The organism is Candidatus Poriferisodalis sp., assembly GCF_965215815.1.
In the GTDB taxonomy this organism is placed as follows: Bacteria; Actinomycetota; Acidimicrobiia; order Acidimicrobiales; family Poriferisodalaceae; genus Poriferisodalis.
In genome coordinates, this window is the sequence record NZ_CBDCEO010000013.1 from 419,765 (window position 1) to 437,114 (window position 17,350).

The 17,350-nt window shown below is 64.2% G+C and carries 16 protein-coding genes; 9 read left to right on the top strand and 7 right to left on the bottom strand.

What is annotated here, in order from left to right:
* The first annotated feature begins 232 nt into the window (after positions 1–232).
* Together ACOOHB_RS11840 and ACOOHB_RS11845 are read left to right on the top strand one after the other, a co-directional pair.
* The gene (locus tag ACOOHB_RS11840; protein ID WP_420445045.1) at positions 233–451 is read left to right on the top strand and encodes an antitoxin; all 219 of its coding nucleotides are present in this window, start codon (positions 233–235) and stop codon (positions 449–451) included.
* On the top strand, positions 442–864 hold the full coding sequence (locus ACOOHB_RS11845) for a PIN domain-containing protein (protein WP_420445046.1): 423 nt from the start codon (positions 442–444) through the stop codon (positions 862–864). The genes ACOOHB_RS11840 and ACOOHB_RS11845 overlap by 10 nt, the downstream gene beginning before the upstream one ends.
* 2 nt (positions 865–866) lie before the next feature.
* On the opposite strand, the gene ACOOHB_RS11850 is transcribed toward ACOOHB_RS11845, so the two are convergent.
* The 4 genes from ACOOHB_RS11850 to ACOOHB_RS11865 form a co-directional block, all read right to left on the bottom strand.
* Complete coding sequence (locus ACOOHB_RS11850) at positions 867–2,444, bottom strand: hypothetical protein (protein ID WP_420445047.1); 1,578 nt, start codon at positions 2,442–2,444, stop codon at positions 867–869.
* A gap of 4 nt (positions 2,445–2,448) precedes the next feature.
* Entirely contained in the window at positions 2,449–3,600 is a 1,152-nt protein-coding gene (locus ACOOHB_RS11855; protein ID WP_420445048.1) for an amidohydrolase family protein, read from the bottom strand.
* A gap of 121 nt (positions 3,601–3,721) precedes the next feature.
* The gene (locus ACOOHB_RS11860; protein WP_420445049.1) at positions 3,722–4,504 is read right to left on the bottom strand and encodes an alpha/beta hydrolase; all 783 of its coding nucleotides are present in this window, start codon (positions 4,502–4,504) and stop codon (positions 3,722–3,724) included.
* A gap of 10 nt (positions 4,505–4,514) precedes the next feature.
* Positions 4,515–5,174, bottom strand: coding sequence for an O-methyltransferase (locus ACOOHB_RS11865; protein ID WP_420445050.1), 660 nt, complete (start codon positions 5,172–5,174; stop codon positions 4,515–4,517).
* 23 nt (positions 5,175–5,197) lie between these two features.
* Between ACOOHB_RS11865 and ACOOHB_RS11870 the strand changes: the two genes are divergently transcribed.
* From ACOOHB_RS11870 to ACOOHB_RS11890, 5 genes are all read left to right on the top strand, one after another.
* Positions 5,198–6,394, top strand: a complete 1,197-nt coding sequence (locus tag ACOOHB_RS11870; RefSeq protein ID WP_420445051.1) for a hypothetical protein — start codon at positions 5,198–5,200, stop codon at positions 6,392–6,394.
* A 77-nt stretch (positions 6,395–6,471) separates the two neighbouring features.
* Entirely contained in the window at positions 6,472–8,097 is a 1,626-nt protein-coding gene (locus ACOOHB_RS11875; protein ID WP_420445052.1) for an acyl-CoA carboxylase subunit beta, read from the top strand.
* Positions 8,098–8,179: 82 nt separating this feature from the next.
* Positions 8,180–10,411: an acetyl/propionyl/methylcrotonyl-CoA carboxylase subunit alpha gene (locus tag ACOOHB_RS11880; RefSeq protein ID WP_420445053.1), complete on the top strand. Its 2,232-nt coding sequence runs from the start codon at positions 8,180–8,182 to the stop codon at positions 10,409–10,411.
* A 64-nt stretch (positions 10,412–10,475) separates the two neighbouring features.
* Positions 10,476–12,092, top strand: coding sequence for a SulP family inorganic anion transporter (locus ACOOHB_RS11885; RefSeq protein ID WP_420445054.1), 1,617 nt, complete (start codon positions 10,476–10,478; stop codon positions 12,090–12,092).
* An 85-nt stretch (positions 12,093–12,177) separates the two neighbouring features.
* Complete coding sequence (locus ACOOHB_RS11890) at positions 12,178–13,251, top strand: alpha/beta hydrolase (RefSeq protein WP_420445055.1); 1,074 nt, start codon at positions 12,178–12,180, stop codon at positions 13,249–13,251.
* A 228-nt stretch (positions 13,252–13,479) separates the two neighbouring features.
* Here the strand turns inward: ACOOHB_RS11890 and ACOOHB_RS11895 are convergent, their stop codons facing one another.
* The 3 genes from ACOOHB_RS11895 to ACOOHB_RS11905 form a co-directional block, all read right to left on the bottom strand.
* On the bottom strand, positions 13,480–13,896 hold the full coding sequence (locus tag ACOOHB_RS11895; protein ID WP_420445056.1) for a hypothetical protein: 417 nt from the start codon (positions 13,894–13,896) through the stop codon (positions 13,480–13,482).
* A 77-nt stretch (positions 13,897–13,973) separates the two neighbouring features.
* On the bottom strand, positions 13,974–14,348 hold the full coding sequence (locus ACOOHB_RS11900) for a PIN domain-containing protein (RefSeq protein ID WP_420445057.1): 375 nt from the start codon (positions 14,346–14,348) through the stop codon (positions 13,974–13,976).
* A gap of 512 nt (positions 14,349–14,860) precedes the next feature.
* On the bottom strand, positions 14,861–16,273 hold the full coding sequence (locus tag ACOOHB_RS11905) for a DHA2 family efflux MFS transporter permease subunit (protein ID WP_420445058.1): 1,413 nt from the start codon (positions 16,271–16,273) through the stop codon (positions 14,861–14,863).
* A 235-nt stretch (positions 16,274–16,508) separates the two neighbouring features.
* Between ACOOHB_RS11905 and ACOOHB_RS11910 the strand changes: the two genes are divergently transcribed.
* Together ACOOHB_RS11910 and ACOOHB_RS11915 are read left to right on the top strand one after the other, a co-directional pair.
* Complete coding sequence (locus ACOOHB_RS11910; RefSeq protein WP_420445059.1) at positions 16,509–16,943, top strand: nucleotidyltransferase family protein; 435 nt, start codon at positions 16,509–16,511, stop codon at positions 16,941–16,943.
* A complete protein-coding gene (locus tag ACOOHB_RS11915) occupies positions 16,940–17,275 on the top strand; it encodes a DUF86 domain-containing protein (RefSeq protein WP_420445060.1) in 336 nt (111 codons plus the stop codon). The genes ACOOHB_RS11910 and ACOOHB_RS11915 overlap by 4 nt, the downstream gene beginning before the upstream one ends.
* The last annotated feature ends 75 nt before the right edge of the window (positions 17,276–17,350 follow it).

Below are 17,350 nucleotides of genomic sequence, written 5' to 3' on the forward strand. Positions count from 1 at the left end.
CCGGCGAACCGCCCCCGGCCGCGACGGGACCAGCGACCGACAGCACACCGCCAAACCCGACACGATCCTGCACCACACCTCGCCAGCCGAGGCCCACCCCCAATAAACAGCCCGAGCACACTGTCGAGTCCGGTACGACACCCCCGACTCCGCGCCAAAATGCGAAGAGCCGGTTGTCGGGTCGGAGAGATTTAGATATCGTACGATATCGTCCAGATGGAGAGGTTCGAACGTGGCTGACATCTTGATTCGTGACGTTCCCGACGATGTTGTCGCGGCCGTCGATGCCAACGCAAGCAGGGCTGAACTTTCCCGAGTCGAGTACCTGCGTCGAATGCTCGAACGCGAATGCGCACGTACACCTGAAGTGACGGTGGAGTCCTTTCGCAGGCTCGCGGAGACCTGCGCCAACGCCAAGGACCCCGAATTCATCGCCTCCGCATGGCGGTAACCGAGTGGCTTATAGACACTTCGGCGCTGGTTCGGCTGGAAATCGCGATCGACGCAAGTGAGTGGACAAAGCGAGTCCAGCGTGGACTCGTGCGGATCGCGACTGCGACGAGGCTGGAACTCGGCGTAGCGGCTCGTTCAGCCGAAGAACTTCGTCGGCGGTTTGATGAACCTCCGCTCAGCATGATGCCTGTCGAGTATCTGACACCGGCAGCGGAGGACCGGGCAGTCGAAGTGCAACTGGCGTTGGCGCGAGCTGGTCATCATCGTGCGCCGTCGATACCGGATCTCTTGCTCGCTGCATCGGCGGAACTCGCGGGACTGACCGTCCTGCACGTCGACAAGGACTTCGAACTCATCGCAGAGGTCACCGGCCAGCCCGTCGAACGGCTTGCGATAACGCCGAGTTTGTGAAGTCAACCGGAGCTGGACGGTTCGGCTGAAGCGTCACTCGCTTCGTCGAAGGCGTCAGCCAGCCATCGCAACCGTGCCGCCACCACCCTTGGGGCAGCCGTCGGCAAGTAGTCCCTGTTCGGATGCTCGCCACGGAATCCGATCGCGTCAAGCCACGGGTTCGCGAGCAGTTCAAGAGCAGCGTCGACGTCCCCAAGCCGTGATGCAATCCCGTTCTGGCTCAGGGCGAATTGCACGACTTGAGCTGTGGCCGTCGCCGAACCGCTCTCTGCCACGTTCGACACCGCTCGGCATGCACCGACGAGCAAGCCACGCCGATGCTCATGTTCGGCGCGAGCGGCCTCAATTGGCACAAGATCTACTGTGCCGCCGCGAGGCTGGTCATTCTCGTCGGCGAACAACGCTTGATACTCGGGCAGCGGCAGCGGCACCAGGGCGTGCTTGGCAACAAGTTCGGCGAGCAATTCGGCGGCAAGCACGCCGATCCGTGCGCTCGTAGCGAAGTCGAGTAGCTGACCACTCGGTTCCGGACCGACCAAGAGCGCATACTCAGCTTGGTGCAACTTCCGATGCTTCTCGATCGCAGGCCACGTGACCTGACCAGATGTGAGCTTGCCCTTACTGACCGCTTTCGCATCGACGACCGCTTTGTATCGCCAACGATTCGCTAAGCGGACGTCACCGTCGGCAGGCTGGCGAACCCCGCTGACCAACACGTCTGTCTGACCCGCTCCCGACAGCAGTTGTGCCTCGAAGCCCAAGAACGCAAAGGCGTCTCGCACCGCTTCCTCGAACTCCTTGTGCCTAGCTCCATCGTTCGCGCATTGGATCAAACGTTGAGCGATATCAGTTGCCAACGTTCGGGGCGATTTCGGCTCGGGGTGGATTGGATGGGATTCATCCGTCGGCAGTTCTCCGCCTTCTGTCCCATTGCCCTCGTGAACGGAGCCCCCATCCCGGACGGGAGGTTGCACTCCAAGATCGTCGACACTCACCGTCGTCACTTCGTTGGGCCGGTACAGCTTGATTCGATCGAGAAAGGCAAGTCCTGCGTCGGTCGCCTGGTACGTATTGCCGGGCTTTTGCTGTGCGAAGCCAGCGGACCTCAACCATCCGAGTCGGTACGCGATCTGCGAGTCCTTCTGCCATCCGAAGCCGTATCTGTCGTTGGCAGTCTTGAGTAGTGACTTTCGTGTTCGCGGTAGTCGCACCTCGTGAATCAACTCACCGACGAGCCTCAGGTTCGCGTGCATGGTTCCGACGACGAAATCCGCGCGCCGCGTTTCTAGCCAGCGAGCGCTGGGCGAGGTGAGGGCGATGCGGTCTGGAGTCTTCTCTAAGAGGCCGTACTTCTGCAGCCCCTGGATCTGAACTAACGCCACATAGGCATCCAGCGAGTAAGCCGCCATGTAGCGCTGCTGTAGTTCATCTTGATCCAGCCGGTCATCGCGGCACTGCTGCAGAATCCAAGCCAAGGTGTCGAAGTACCGCTCGTACCCACCGGCAAGCGGCAGCACGCCATTTGCGCGCTGCTCCCACGGTTTGACCTGGGGCAGCTCCGCGGCGAGGTCGTCCGTCAAGGGGTTATGACAAACCCATGAAGCGGCGGGCGTTGGTGTAGACGACTTCGTTGCGCAGGCTGCTTACCTCGTCGTCGAAGCCTTCGAAGGTCTCGTTGAGCTCGGCGAGAGCACCGGGGAACGTGCAGTCGTAGTGGGGGTAGTCCGAACCCCACACGACCGTGTGCGCGAGGCCCATGGCTGCGACCTGTTCGAAGGCCTCGCCCTCGCCTGCCTCCATCGTCACGAAGCATTGCTCGGAGAAGATCTCGGTGGGGTCTCGCTTGAGCCTCGGCACCAGGTGGCCCATGGCTTCCTTGTGCTCATCGAGACGGTCCAGCCAGTACGGCAGCCAGCCCAGGCCCGACTCGAAGAAGCCCACCCGCAGCATCGGATGGTCGTCGAGCACGCCCGAAGCCACCATCTCCATCACCGAGGCCATCTGCTCGAACGGATGGCACACCATGTGGACGTAGAACTGGTTCTCGTAGCGGGTCTTGGCGAAGCTCGGCATTCCCGAGCCGAAGCTGCCGTGAATAGCGACCGTCAGGTCGTGATGCTCGGCTGCGGACCACACTCGATCCATGTCCGGGGAGAACAGCTCCAGGCCGCCGTAGCGCTCCGGACGGAACGTGACCCCCGTCAGACCGGCGTTCGCGACCTCTTCGATGACCGCCACGGCGCCGTCCACTGACTGCAGCGGGCAGACGCCCACGCCAAAGAGACGGTTCGGATCCTCCGACACGAAGTCGGTCATCCAGCGGTTGTACGCACGAGCGTTCTCGACAGCGATCTCAGCGTCGTTGATGTCGCCCGAGATCAGCATGAGCGACGGGAACATCAGCGCCGCGGCGAGACCTTCGTCGTCCATGACCGACAGGCGTGCTGCCGGGTCGTAGCTGCCCGGCACGATGTCATCCCAGGTGACTTTGGTGCCGTACGCATGCGGGATGCACGCCGGCGCAATGCCGTTGCGCAGCTTCTTTCCCTCGGCAAATGCGGCATCGGTGCCGTCGTCCATGATCCGGCACTGCATGATCTGGTCGCGGAACTTCGGATCGGCGTATTCCTGCCACACCGACGGCGGCTCCGCGATGTGCGCATCCGCGTCGTACACCGGCACCTTGCCGTTCGTCGCCAGCGGACCAAGTCCCTTGCGTGTCTCCGTCATGGCCATGTCACGGCCTCCCCGTTGCCCCAGTGGGCCCATTCTGCCCCACCCCCGCAATCGGTGCGGAACGAAGACGGGTCAGCGCCGTTCGGGATGCCCCCGGGGAGCTGGAACTTTGAAGCTGAGATCAGTCGGCGTACAGCGCCCGAAGGCCTCGGCTGACGGCCGAGCCGACGACGCTGTTGTGATTCTCTCCGGGGAAGACGTGCCAGGTGAGGTCGATGTTGCGGTAGCCGCGGGCCGAGAACTGGTCGTGGAACTTGGCTTGGGGCGAGTATTCGTCGGTCTCGTTCCCCCCCATCGACATGAACACCTTGACGTCCGGATCGCCGCCGGCGGCGGCGTGCTCGGCTTCGAGGCGGAACATGACCTCGTAGTCCCACCACACCGACGGGCTCGCAAGCAGGTAGCGGGCAAACATGTCCGGGCTGTTGAACAGCACGTGGAGGCCGAACAGCGCCGTGAACGAGTGCCCGACGTAGGTGGTCTCGCCGACGTGATACCGGTCGCGCAGCAGCGGCATCACATCGCCGGCGAGCCACTGTCGAAACGGCTCGGCCCCGCCCGTCTCAGCGGCGAGCGCTCGAATGCCGGTCATCGGCGGGGCCTCAGCAGGCGTCACCGTGTAGTCGATTGCTCGAAGATCGAGCATCTCTCGCATGTCGGCGGTGTCGTGCGCGATGCCCGCGACCACGCAGCGGGGCGTCTCCCGAGACATCGACAGGATGCGAGTGGTGTCCACGGCGGTGCCGAACGTCCAAGGCGCATCGCAGCACACGACGAGCGGGTACGGGTCGGAGGCGTCCGCCCGGTAGCCCATCGGCAGCGCGACCCAGAGCTGATAGCTCCGACCGGCGTCGGCTCGATGGAGGATGTGAGTCTCGATGGGCCAAGAGCCCGATTCAGCCACGGCGGGAATGTTATTGGCGGCGCGTGGTCATCGTCAGGCCGTCGCCGATGGGGAGCATCACGCTGCGTGCCCGTTCGTCGGCCGCGACACGGTCGTTGAATGCCCGAATGGCTGCGGTGCCTTCGTCGTCTCGGGACGGATCGGCAACCGCTCCGCCCCACAGCACGTTGTCCACGAGAATCACGCCACCCGGCGACAGCCGGCCGAAGATCTCCTCGTAGTAGTCGACGTAGCTGGATTTGTCGGCGTCGATGAACGCCAAGTCGATCTGGGGTTCGGTCGGCAACGCACGCAACGTGTCTAGCGCCGGTCCGATGCGCAGGTCGATGCGATCGGCCACGCCTGCTCGCTCCCAGTAGCGGCGGGCAACCGAGGTCCACTCCTCGGAGACATCGCAGCAGATGAGCCCGGCACCCGGTTCAAGCGAACTCGCGACGCAGAGCGCCGAGTAGCCCGTAAATGTGCCCACCTCGACAGCGAGCCGGGGGCGCAACGCCGTCGTTAGCACGCTCATGAACGCGCCCCGCAGCGGGCTGATCTGCATGCCCGCAACCCGCCCCAGCGCTGCCGTTTCGGCGATCAGCTCCCGCTGGACAGCAGTCGGCTGCAGCGAGTGCGCCGCCGCATATGACGCAGCCCGTTCCTCGATGAAAGCGCTCTGGCGAGACACCGCGACGAGGTTACGGTGAATCAATGAAGCGCTTCCATGCAGTCGCTGGCTTCACGGTGATGGTCGCTTTAGGGGTTGCCTGCTCAAGCGGTCAGACAGAGATTGTCGTCGCCGGTGCGGGCCCTGACACCTCCGGCTCGGCGCCTGAAGCCGACGTCGAATCTGCAGATGTTCGCTCGGATGAGTCGGACACAATCACTCTCGAAGGTACTCTCATCGAGGGCGCCGCATCGATGCCGCTGCGAGAATTGGTCCAGCGAGTACTCGGCTCCGACCCCGACTTGCCGTGGCTGTTGTTCGACCCCGATGCGCCGTTGACACACGAAGCATGCGATCCCGAGCCGCCGCCTAGCACACCTAGCAATGGTGAACGAGTGGTCACCCGTGCCGAAGCATTCGTGCATGATGCCTGCTACATGGCTGCGGATTTCGACATTCCGCCATGGCAGGCACTGATCCAGTTGGACCAGCAATCCCGTGCCGGTGCCTTTACCTCGCGCTGGCGGACGGAGTACCCCGACGAATTCGACGTGGCGTTGAACCTGACCGTGCGCTGGAACAGTGCTGTGCCACCCGAAGTGCTGGCCGAGGCACAGGCCAGTGGTCTTCCGTTCCGATTCGAGCAGTCGACTTCCGTCACTGCAGCAGAGATCCAGCGCGCTGCCGAGCAGATCTGGGAAACCCTGCGAGGGTTCGGCATACGCAATGTCGACTACGGGGGCTACGTCTTGACCCGGACGGTTGAGGCCCGGATTGGCCAGGCGTTCGTCGACGGTGTGCCCATTGACCGTGAGGCCGTCGAAGCGGCCTTGCCCAGACGGCCAGGCATCACCTACGAGATCGAGTGGCTGCTCGATCCCGACGAGATTTCGCCGCCGGTGGTGGACCGTTTCGTTGTCGCATTCGTGCAGATGTCGACCGACAACTTGAATCGCGGCACTCTGCGCATCGGTGATGAGTGCATTTGGGTCGAACACGGCGATGGGCCGACACAGCGGACGCTCGTGTTCGCCCATTCCGAGCGGCTCAGCTTCGATGCCTCGATTCCCGCCGTTGTAAACGGCGAGCACGTGATGCGCGACGGCGACGAGATCGAGTTCGGCGGCAGCGCCGATGGGCACATCAACACTGTCGGGGATGACTTCCTTACTCTGCCCCACTCCACATGCCCGCCGATGTGGCACATTGCCGTCGGGCCTAGCCCCTACACCGGCTGGTAGGCGCTAGCGACTCGCTTCAAGCAGACTGCGAGGGTTCGCGTCTGCGTTCGCGCTGATTGCCTACAAGCGGGAGTCACATGCCGGTACTGCGATCACACATCGACACGTCTTCTGAGTGGTTCGCCAAGAACTGCAAAGACATGCGCGAACAGCTCGCCGAACTCGACGAGCTGCACCAGCAGGCAGCAGCGGGTGGCGGGCCGCGGGCGATGGCCCGCATGCGCAGCCGGGACAAGATGCCGGTCCGCGAACGCATCTCGATGCTGGTCGACCGCGACTCGCCGTTCTACGAGATCAGCTCGCTAGCCGGCTACTGCTCCAACTACGCCGTCGGCGGCGGGCTGGTGATGGGCATCGGCGTCGTGAACGGCGTCGAGTGCATGATCGAAGGCAACGATCCGACGGTGCTGGGCGGCGCCATCACGGTGTTCGCCGGCCGCAAGATCATGCGAGCCATCGAGATCTCCCGGGACAACCGGATGCCGTACATCCAGTTCGTCGAATCGGCCGGCGGCGACCTGCGAGGCAACGACGACCCCGAACGCCAGATGCGCGAACAGGAGAACCACTTCGCAGAATCCGGCCGACTGTTCTACGACGTAACCGAGCTGTCGAAGCTGAAGATTCCGTCGATCTCGGTGGTGTTCGGCAGCTCGACGGCCGGCGGCGCCTACCAGCCCGGGATGAGCGACTACAACATCTTCATCCGCAACCAGTCCAAGGTCTTCCTGGGCGGGCCGCCGCTGGTGAAGATGGCGACCGGCGAGGACTCCGACGACGAGACGCTGGGCGGGGCGCAGATGCACGCCGAGATCTCGGGCCTCGCCGACTACCTCGCCGAGGACGAAGCGGACGGCTTGCGTATCTGCCGGGAAGTGGTGGCGCACCTCAACTGGCGCAAGCAAGGTCCCGGCCCGACGATGCCGGCGGATCCTCCAGTGCATAGTCCCGAGGAGTTGCTAGGCCTCATGCCTCGTGACCTGCAGGCGATCATCGACTGCCGCGAGGTCATCGCCCGCATCACCGACGGCTCCCGATTCGAGGAGTTCAAGGCCCGCTACGGCACCACGCTCATCTGCGGCTGGGCCTCAGTCCATGGATTCCCGGTGGGCATCCTCGGAAACAACGGCCCGCTGTTCAGCGACAGCTCCGAGAAGGCCACCCAGTTCATCCAGCTCTGCAACCAGCAGGACATCCCGCTGCTGTTCCTGCAGAACATCACCGGCTACATGGTGGGAAAGGACTTCGAGCAGGGCGGCATCGTCAAGAACGGCTCGAAGATGATCAACGCCGTGTCCAACTCGATGGTGCCCCACATCACGGTCATCCTGGGAAACAGCTACGGAGCCGGAAACTACGGCATGTCGGGGCGGGCGTTCAACACTCGCTTCACGTACCTGTGGCCGACCGCCAAGATCGCCATCATGGGACCGAAGCAGATCGCCGGCGTCATGTCGATCGTGCGGCGCGGCCAGGCCATGCGGCGCGGCGTCGAATTCGACACCGACGCCGACCGCAAGATCACTGAGCAGGTCGAGCACTTCCACGAGCTGAAATCCCTCTCCGCATACGCCAGCGGGCGAGTGACCGACGACGGGGTCATCGACCCGCGCGACACCCGTGACGTGGTGGCGATGTCGCTGTCGGCGTGCCACAACAACGAAGTGAAGGGCGCCGACGGCTTCGGCGTCTTCCGGATGTAGGGGCGGCTGCGATGAGCAAGCAACGACACCAACCGAAGACACCGCATCAACACGGGTCTTCCGGATGCAACGGCGGCGCGCGATGAGCGAGAACACTCGAACACAGCAACGCCCGCTTCGGCGGCTGCTCGTTGCCAACCGGGGCGAGATCGCCCGCCGCGTCTTCCGCACCGCGAGCGCCATGGGCATCTCGACCGTCGCCGTGTATTCCGACGGCGACGCCGAAGCGCCGTTTGTCACCGACGCGGACCTGTCGGTGCCGCTCGGCGGGCGGACCGCAGCAGAGTCATACCTGTCCATCGACAAGGTGATCGCTGCCGCCCAGCGCAGCGGCGCCGATGCCGTGCATCCGGGCTACGGCTTCCTGTCGGAGAACGCCAACTTCGCCGCGGCTGTGATCGAAGCGGGGCTGATCTGGGTGGGGCCTCCGCCTGCGGCTATTGCGGCGATGGGCGACAAGCTGGCCGCCAAGGAGACCATGGTGGCCGCAGGCGTCCCGACGCTGCCTTCGGTCCCGGTGACCGACACCATGTCCCCCGACGACCTGGCTGCGGCGGCGTCTCACGTCGGCTATCCCCTGCTGGTCAAGGCTTCGGCTGGCGGCGGCGGCAAAGGCATGCGCATCGTGGACTCTGCGAGCTCGCTCGCAGATGCTGTGGCGGCGGCGCGCCGCGAAGCGGCCGGCGCCTTCGGCAACGACACGGTGTTCCTTGAGCGCTACCTGCCAGCGCCGCGCCACGTCGAGATTCAGGTGCTGGGTGACACACACGGGAACGTCGTGCACTGCTTCGAGCGGGAATGCTCGATCCAGCGGCGCCATCAGAAGGTCATCGAGGAGGCACCGTCGCCGGCGGTGACGCCGGCGCTGCGTGAGCGCATGGGTGCTGCTGCGGTCGCTGCGGTCAGCACCATCGGCTACCACTCGGCTGGGACCGTGGAGTTCCTGCTGGAAGGCAGCGGCGACGACGCCGAGTTCTGGTTCCTCGAGGTCAACACCCGTCTGCAGGTCGAGCATCCGGTCACCGAGGAGATCACCGGTCTCGACTTGGTGCGTGAGCAGATCCGCGTCGCAGCCGGCGAGCCGCTGGGCTACGCGCAAGCTGACCTGGCGATCAACGGCCACGCCGTCGAGGCCCGCCTGTACGCGGAGGATCCCAGAAACGGATTCCTGCCCGCAACCGGCACTGTCGAGCTGTGGGCGCCGGCAAGCGAGCCCCAGGCGCGCTTCGATTCAGGCATCGAGATGGGCTCGGTGGTGGGCACAGAGTTCGATCCGATGCTCGCCAAGGTGGTCATGGCGGCGCCGACGCGTACCGAGGCTGCGCTGGGACTGGCATCAGCGCTCGATCGCACCCGGATGGGCGGCGTTGTCACCAATCGCGATTTCCTCTCCGCGGTGCTGCGCAGCGAGGAGTTTCTCGCCGGCGACACCACTACTGATTTCATCGACCGAACGGGACTTGCCACCGCCTCGCCGCCCTACCGCGGCCTGTTCTTGCATGCAGCGGCATCAGCCGTGGCGCTGGTGTCGCAAGCCCGGAATCGTGAGCTGGCGACCGCGCTGGGCTTCATGACATCGGGGTACCGCAACAGCGTCATGCCCGACGAGGTGCTGCCGCTCACGGCACTCGATCCCGTGGCAGGCGATGTCGATGTGAGCGTTGCCTACCGGCGCCAGCGGGACGGCAGCTACCGGCTGCGCGTGGCGCCGCTGCGGACCGACGCGCCGTTTGCGCCGCCAGAAGATGGCGAACCCCAACCGAGCGACAGCGACGGCGGGGACAGCGGCAGCGACGAGGACGGCTACGACGGCGGGGGCCTGCCGGACTCCAGCGAGTTCGTCGTGCGGCCCCATTCGATCCAGATCCACACCATCGTGGACGACGTGGCCGGCGGGGTGACCGACGCACCCCCCGCCGAGCAATTCGATGCCGAACTCGACGTCACTGTGCTCAATTCCTTTGGCGGCGGGATGCGAGGCACCTGGCAGATCAGCCGACGCGGTCACGACTGGTACGTCACCGGGCCGCTCACCGGTTCAGCGACGTTGCGGGAGCGGTCTCGATTCCCCGACCCGGACGCCGAGGCTGTTGAGGGCGGACTGGTCGCGCCGATGCCCGGCAAGGTGTTGATGGTCAACGTCTCCGAAGGAGACCGGGTGAGCGCAGGCCAGGTGCTGGTGGTGATGGAAGCCATGAAGATGGAGCACCAGATCACTGCACCGGCCGACGGCGGAGTGAGCGAGGTGCGCGCTGCTGTCGGCGATCAAGTCGACAACGGCGAACTGCTCGTGGTCATCACGGCAGACGAATAGCCGAGACACCCCGTCGAATAGCGTCGATCTGGTCGGCGTTCGAGGGGGGTCGGACAGCTTCGATATGAGCTACGACCTGCAATCCCTTCGAGGCGATGTCAGCGGCGGGCTGGCCGCGGCGGCCGTCACGATCACGCCCGCAGCGACCTTCGGCGTCGTGTCAGGACTTGGGCCTGCCAGCGGCATCTACGGCGCGATCACCGTCGGACTGTTCGTGGGCATCTTCGAACGCGCCCGTCCACAGATCGCAAGCGTCAGCAGCGTGATGGCGGTGGCGATGGCGGCGGTCATTGCCACCCACGCTGACACCGCTGCGGAAGCGTTCACGGTCGCGATGCTGGCCGGCTTGATCCAAGTGCTCATGGGTGCTCTGCGCATCGGCAGCTACGTCTCCTACACGCCCTACTCGGTGATCGCAGGATTCACTTCCGGCATCGGCGTGATGATCGTCGTGTCCATGGTGCAGACGTTCGCTGGCACACCGGTCAAGATCACCAAACCCCTCACCGCGATCCGGGGCTGGCCCGACGCGCTCGGCAACCTGAACGCCAGCGCACTGGCGATCGCTGTCGTCACGCTCGTCATCGCGATTGCGTGGCCGCGCAGACTGCGGCGCGTTGTTCCCCCGACGGTCGCCGGACTGATCTGCGGCACGCTGCTCAGCGTCATCTGGCTGGGCGACGTGCCCACCATCGTTGATGTCCCAACAGGTCTGCCCGAGCTCCAGCAGCCGGTCTTGTCGCTCGACTTCCTGGCGAGTTCGTTGGTGCCGGCACTCACGATTGCAATGCTCAGCACCGTGCGCGGCCTGCTGTCCTCGCTCGCCGTCGACGCTCAGACCCGCACGCAAACCGACGCCAACCGTGGCTTGCTGAGCCTCGGAGCCGGGAACGCCGCTGCGGCGTTGATTGGTGGGCTTCCCGGGCACATGACGTTCGTCACGACGGTGCTGAATATCCGGCTCGGGGCAACGACGCGTGTCTCGGTGGTTGTACGCGCTCTGGCGCTGCTGGCAATCGTGCTGGGGCTTGCGCGCTACCTCGAGTTCGTTCCCCATGCGGCCCTGGCGGGCATGCTGGCCGTGCTCGGCTGGCAGATCATCGACTGGCGGTTCCTGGCACGCGTCGGGCGCGTCCAGCGAGAGCACCTGCTGATCATGCTCACGACACTGAGCATCACTGTCTTGGTCGACTTGGTCACAGCGGTGGCGGTCGGGCTGATCGTGGCCGGCATGATCGGCGCCCGCCAACTGGAACGGCTGCAGCTCGACAGCGTCGTCTCGGTGCCCCTCCTCGACCAGATCTTCCTCCACGGCCAGACGCCCGACATCCACGGCATCGGCCCCTACTCCGCACGTGTTGGCATCGTAAAGCTGCGTGGCAGCTTCACCGTCGCCTCGTCGAGCAAGCTCATCCGCACGATCGGCGACGACATCGTCGGCCACGAAGTCGTGATCTTGGACTTCTCCGAGACCGACTACATCGACGACAGCGCCGCCCTCGTCATCGAGCAGCTCATCGACACCGCTGCCGGCGGCGACGCACAGTGCATTGTCATGGCACTCGACGGCATGCCTGCTGCCACGCTCGAATCGCTCAACGTTCTGCGCAAAGTCCCTGACGAGCACATCGTGGCGAACCTGGATGAAGCCCGGGAAGCAGCCAGGCAATTGCTCGCCTAGACGCGACGCGTGGCGACAGGCCCCAGGGCTACTGTCTGCGCCAACCCGGGGGGCACCGTGCCGCCTGGCGGACAGGGAGCCACTGATGGACGCAACGCGAGTACACCGACCGGGACGGCTCGGCGATCCGGATATGACGCTGGGGACCGACCCGCGAGCAGATCGCCGAATGGTTGCCGTGATGACGGAGCTCGGCCTCGACGGCCACGGCGAACCGACGCCGGTCAACGTCGACACGCCCATCGAGGACCTCTACGCCTACTGCGACGAGGCCGAGCCGGGCTTCCAGATGATGTTCGACGTGCTCTACCAAGGCCTGACGGCGATCGAGGGCATCGAGCGCAACGACGTCACCATTACCGGGCCTGACGGCAACGAGATCAGCCTGTACATCCACCGTCCCGCCGGAGTCGAAGGGCCGCTGCCGGCCATCTTCCACATTCACGGCGGCGGCATGGTGATCCTCACAGCAGCCGACGCCAACTTCTGCCGCTGGCGCGACGAGCTGGCCGCTCTCGGTCTCATCGCCGTGGGCGTGGAGTACCGCAACGGCGGCGGATCGCTTGGCAACCACCCCTTCCCGGCCGGCCTCAACGACTGTGGCACTGCGCTGGAGTGGGTCGCGGCCAACAAGGCCGACTTGGGTATTTCCACGATCACTGTGTCGGGCGAGTCCGGCGGCGGGAACCTGACGCTGGCGACCACGCTCAAGGCCAAGCGCGACGGCTATCTCGACGTCATCGACGGCGTGTTCGCTCAGTGCCCGTACATCTCGGGCATGTACGCGAATCCGCCCGGGGACCTGCCGTCGCTGCACGAGAACGACCAGTACTTCCTGGGCTGCGAGAACATGGGCGCGCTCGTCAAGGCGTACGACCCCGCCGGTGAGAATGCGACCAATCCGCTGGCGTGGCCGATGCACGTCAGCGTCGAGGAGCTGGAGGGCATGCCTCCCCATGTCATCTCGGTCAACGAGCTCGATCCGCTGCGCGATGAGGGACTGACGTACTACCGAAAGCTGACTGCTGCGGGGAACACGGCAACGGCTCGGACCATCAACGGCACGTGCCACGCGGGCGACGTGATCTTCCGCACCGCCATGCCCAACGTGTACGCATCTACCGCCGCCGCCCTGCGCGACTTCGCCTACTCGGTGTAGCCAAACAGCCTCGAACCGTCATCCCCGGGAACGCCTGAGCGATCACATCTCAACCCAGCGGTGTAAAGGGCACTCGCGCGATGACCCATCGAAGGGTGGCCTGCAGCGTTGAATCAAATCAGGAATTGGTCAAGCTCCAGCAACCTCCGACGCCCAAGAGTTCGTGACGACACTTCAGCAGTCTTGACCAGATCGCTGGTCACATGGCAGTGACATCGCTGGAGCAGCTCAGTCGCTGCTGGGCCCCAAGGTCAAATCAATTGCAGCAATTGTTTCGTCCATCGATCGCTCTACTGCATCCTGACGATGGACTGCCGCAATTACTTGCAGCGCTGATCGTAATCCCAATCCCTGATTCGCGTTCCCCAGTGTGATTGTCTGGCTTACATCCTCGTCTGCCGCCAGGTACACATCAGGTCGTAGGCTTACGTGATCAGCGTTAGCAAGCGCCTTCCAAGCATCCGAGAGTTCGCGCCAGTACGCAGAAATCTGATCACACTTCGCCCGCCGCTGGCCAAACGAGACATATTCATCTGCATGATCGTTCCAGAATTCTGAAGCTAGTTCGGTGCTCATTGCTCGATCATCAGCAATTGCCTGCGCATTGAACCAGATAGCTTCTCCCGGATCGTCTCGGCCAGCCATTATAGTTCCCCAGTGAGAAATAGCTTTGAGTGCATCAGTTCCATAAGGATTAGATCAATCGTAATCCACCATCCACATCATCTGATTTGTCGAATAAACGTATCCGATCCCCAAGCCCTGTCAGCAGTCAACAGCACCAATTGCAGGCGACGAGCAAGCGCCATACAAAGACGATCCGCTAGCGAGAGTCCTTCACCGCGAACGTATCGCCGAGCCGCCCACTCCGCATCGTCACGACCAACGGGCACGATGGCAATCGATCGACGCGCCATTAAGAAATCAGCAATCTGCTCAAGATCATGACCTTTGGCAAGAATCTGCTGAGATACTTCGGACCAGTTTGCTGCACCACACAGCGCAGTTTCTTGCAGCATCGCCTGTTCAACCACATCTGCGCCCGCCTCGCCTTGAAGATAGGCCAAGAGTGCCGATGCATCCAAGACGACACTCATCGCAGATCTTCTCTGGCTGCTTCCTCTCTCCTCGACCTCAAGAGATCACTTACCATGCCACTACCGCTGAGCTGCGTCCGAATCGTACGCAAAGCTGCCGAGTAGCTCTCGGCTTGGATAGCTGACGTATTTGTCCTTTGAGCGCTGCTGCAAAGACTCGCGATTAATTCTGTCATCCGAGTCCGCGTCGTTGCCGAAATTGGGCGCTGTGGGTCTTGATTGGCGACCGGTACTTCTTCGGTCGTTTCGCTCATGAGAGCAATCCTATTGTTTGCGATGGATCTAGTGGAAATCGGTCACGTGCGCATCGGGGATGTCGACCCGCTCCGAGGTGTTCGATACGTGCGACGGGGCGACCACTTCTACGTGGTCGCATCGGCGGTGGCAGCAGTGGTGCGCCCCCCATCGAGGCGGTTGTCGATCCTCGCGGTTGGTGGGTCCACCGCTCCGCCACGCCAAGCATCTTGCCACGGTAGGACGTTTGCCTTCGCAACTCAAAGTAGTTACCGCATCTAACGACGCGCTTGGGCGACCGGGACGCCATCGCGCCGGGGGTAGGCCGTCGCGAACAGCAGCGCTTGGGTGGCGAACAGCACAAGCGCCAACAGCCACACCCAGCGCATCCCATCGAGAAACGCAGCGGGAGATGCGGGTCGGCCGACGATGCCGATCGCAGCGGCGACGCCGAGCGCTACCGACAGCTGGAAGATGGTGGTGCGCCCTGCGCCGGCCATCGCGTATCGAGGCGGGGGCACGTCGCGCATCGCCGCGCCGACCAGCGGCGCAAAGCCGCATGCGGCGCACAGACCCACGACCACTCCGGGAATCAGCATGCCGGTGACGTAGCTGGGTTCTGTGCCGGTCCACGCCAAGTGCATCGCGGCCGCTGTCACGCCCAACAACCCGCCTGCGACCAGCAGCGGTCGCGACCCGAACCGATCAGCGAACCGCCCGGCTATCGGGGCAAGCATCGAGGACACCATCGGGCCGGGCGCCATGGCGAATCCCGATTTCAGCACCGACCAGCCCCAGGCACGCTGAAGGAACTCGGGAAGCACGATCAGCCATGCGAAGAAAGCCGTAGCAAAGGCGACGGTGCCCAGATTGCCAACGACGTAACTGCGGAGCCGGAACAGGCCCAAGTCGAACAATGGCGCCGTGTGGCGATGCGAGCGCACGATGAACAGGCCCACCAGCACGATGCCCACGGCCAATGAGGCGAGCGTCTTGGGGGCTGCCAAGCCCCAGTCGGACACCTGCACGATGGTCAGCACGAAGGCACCGACACCGATCGAGGCCAACGGCACGCCCACGAGATCAACCTGCCGTGCCACCCCGTCACCCCTGCTCTCAGCCAGCCAGGTCGGTCCGAGCAGCAGCGCCATCAGCGCCACCGGCACGTTGATCAGGAACACCGAACGCCAGCCCAGCGCGTCGACCAGCAGTGCCCCCACGGAGGGACCCAGTGCTGCGGCCAGCCCGCCCATGGCGCCCCAGACGCCGATGGCCATCTGCCGTCGCTCGATCGGAAACGCCGTCAACAGCAATGCCAGGCCAGACGGGAACTGCAACGCCCCACCCAGGGACTGCACGACACGCGCCGCTATCAGCAGCTCAGCCGATACGGCGAATCCTGACAGCAGCGAGCCGACGGCGAAGATTGCGATCCCCCACAAGAACATCCTGCGACGACCGAACCGATCCGCCATCCAGCCGGCGGGTAGCAGCACCGATGCGACACCGATGTTGTAGGCGGTGATGACCCACGACAGTGCGGCCGCCGACGCGTCTGGGAATGCCTGGGCGATCTCGTCGCGAGCCAGCGCGATGACAGTGATCTCGAGCGCCACCATGAAGCCCACGAGCGACGTCACGAACAGTGTCCGGTACTCCGTAGCGCCGGAGGTGGAAGCGGGTGTTTGCATGATCAGAATCGGCGAGCGTTCGATTCAGTGCGTTGCCGGCTTGGGCATGGTGCGCTTGAGGAACTCGTCGAACAGCGGAATAGTAGGAGGGGCTTCGCTCCATCCCCTCGCTCTCAGTGCTCTCACGCGCTGGATACAACCCAAGGCGTAGTGGCGATCTGGCTGACACAGCGCACCGTCTCTCGTGTCAGTCGTCAAACCGGCATGATGGTGCAAATGGTGTAAAATGCACCACATGCGCCGACTGAGCGTGACCATTTCCGACGAGCTGGATGCGGAGATCGAGCGGTACCGCAGGCAGCAACCGGTACCGCCGTCCACCGCCGCGCTGATTCAGCACGCGCTCGGAGAATTCCTCAGCCGCCACTCGCGGCCGGCACCATCGGCGCTGGAACGCGTCCTGCGGCACCGGGACGACATCAAGCGGCTTGCGATCGAGCACCACGCCGCCGACGTGCGACTGTTCGGTTCCACCGCACGGGGCTCCGCCGACGCCGGCAGTGACATCGACCTGCTGGTCACGGTTACGGACACCGCAACGCTGTTCGACCTCGCGCGCCTTAGCAGTGCGCTCGAAACGCTCTTGGAAGCGCCTGTTGATGTGATCAGCGACCGAGGGATGACCGATGCCGAGCGTGAATCGGTTGCGCGTTACGCCATCGCGCTGTGAACGACGAAGATGTGTCCCGTCTCAGACACCTACTCGATGCAGCCGAGCGCGCGATCCGATATTCCGGCCTGCGAGTCGAGATTCCCGATGACACGATGGCCGAGGACGCGCTGCTGAGGTGCCTGACCGTGATCGGCGAATGCGCTTCGCGGCTGACAGACGAGGCGGCGACGGTGCTTCCGACGCTGCCGGTCGCGATGGCCCGTGGGCTGCGCAATCGCATCGTCCACGCCTATTGGACCATCGATGCAGCAACGGCGTGGCGAACTGCCGAAGACGACCTCCCGTTGCTGGCCGCTGAAGTGCGCGCCGCCCTTGAGCGGGCGCAGTGATCGCTCCCGACGGTTCCGGCGCGCTCATAGGCCGAGCACTCGTGCGGCGTTGTCGCGCAGGTACTTGCGCTCGAT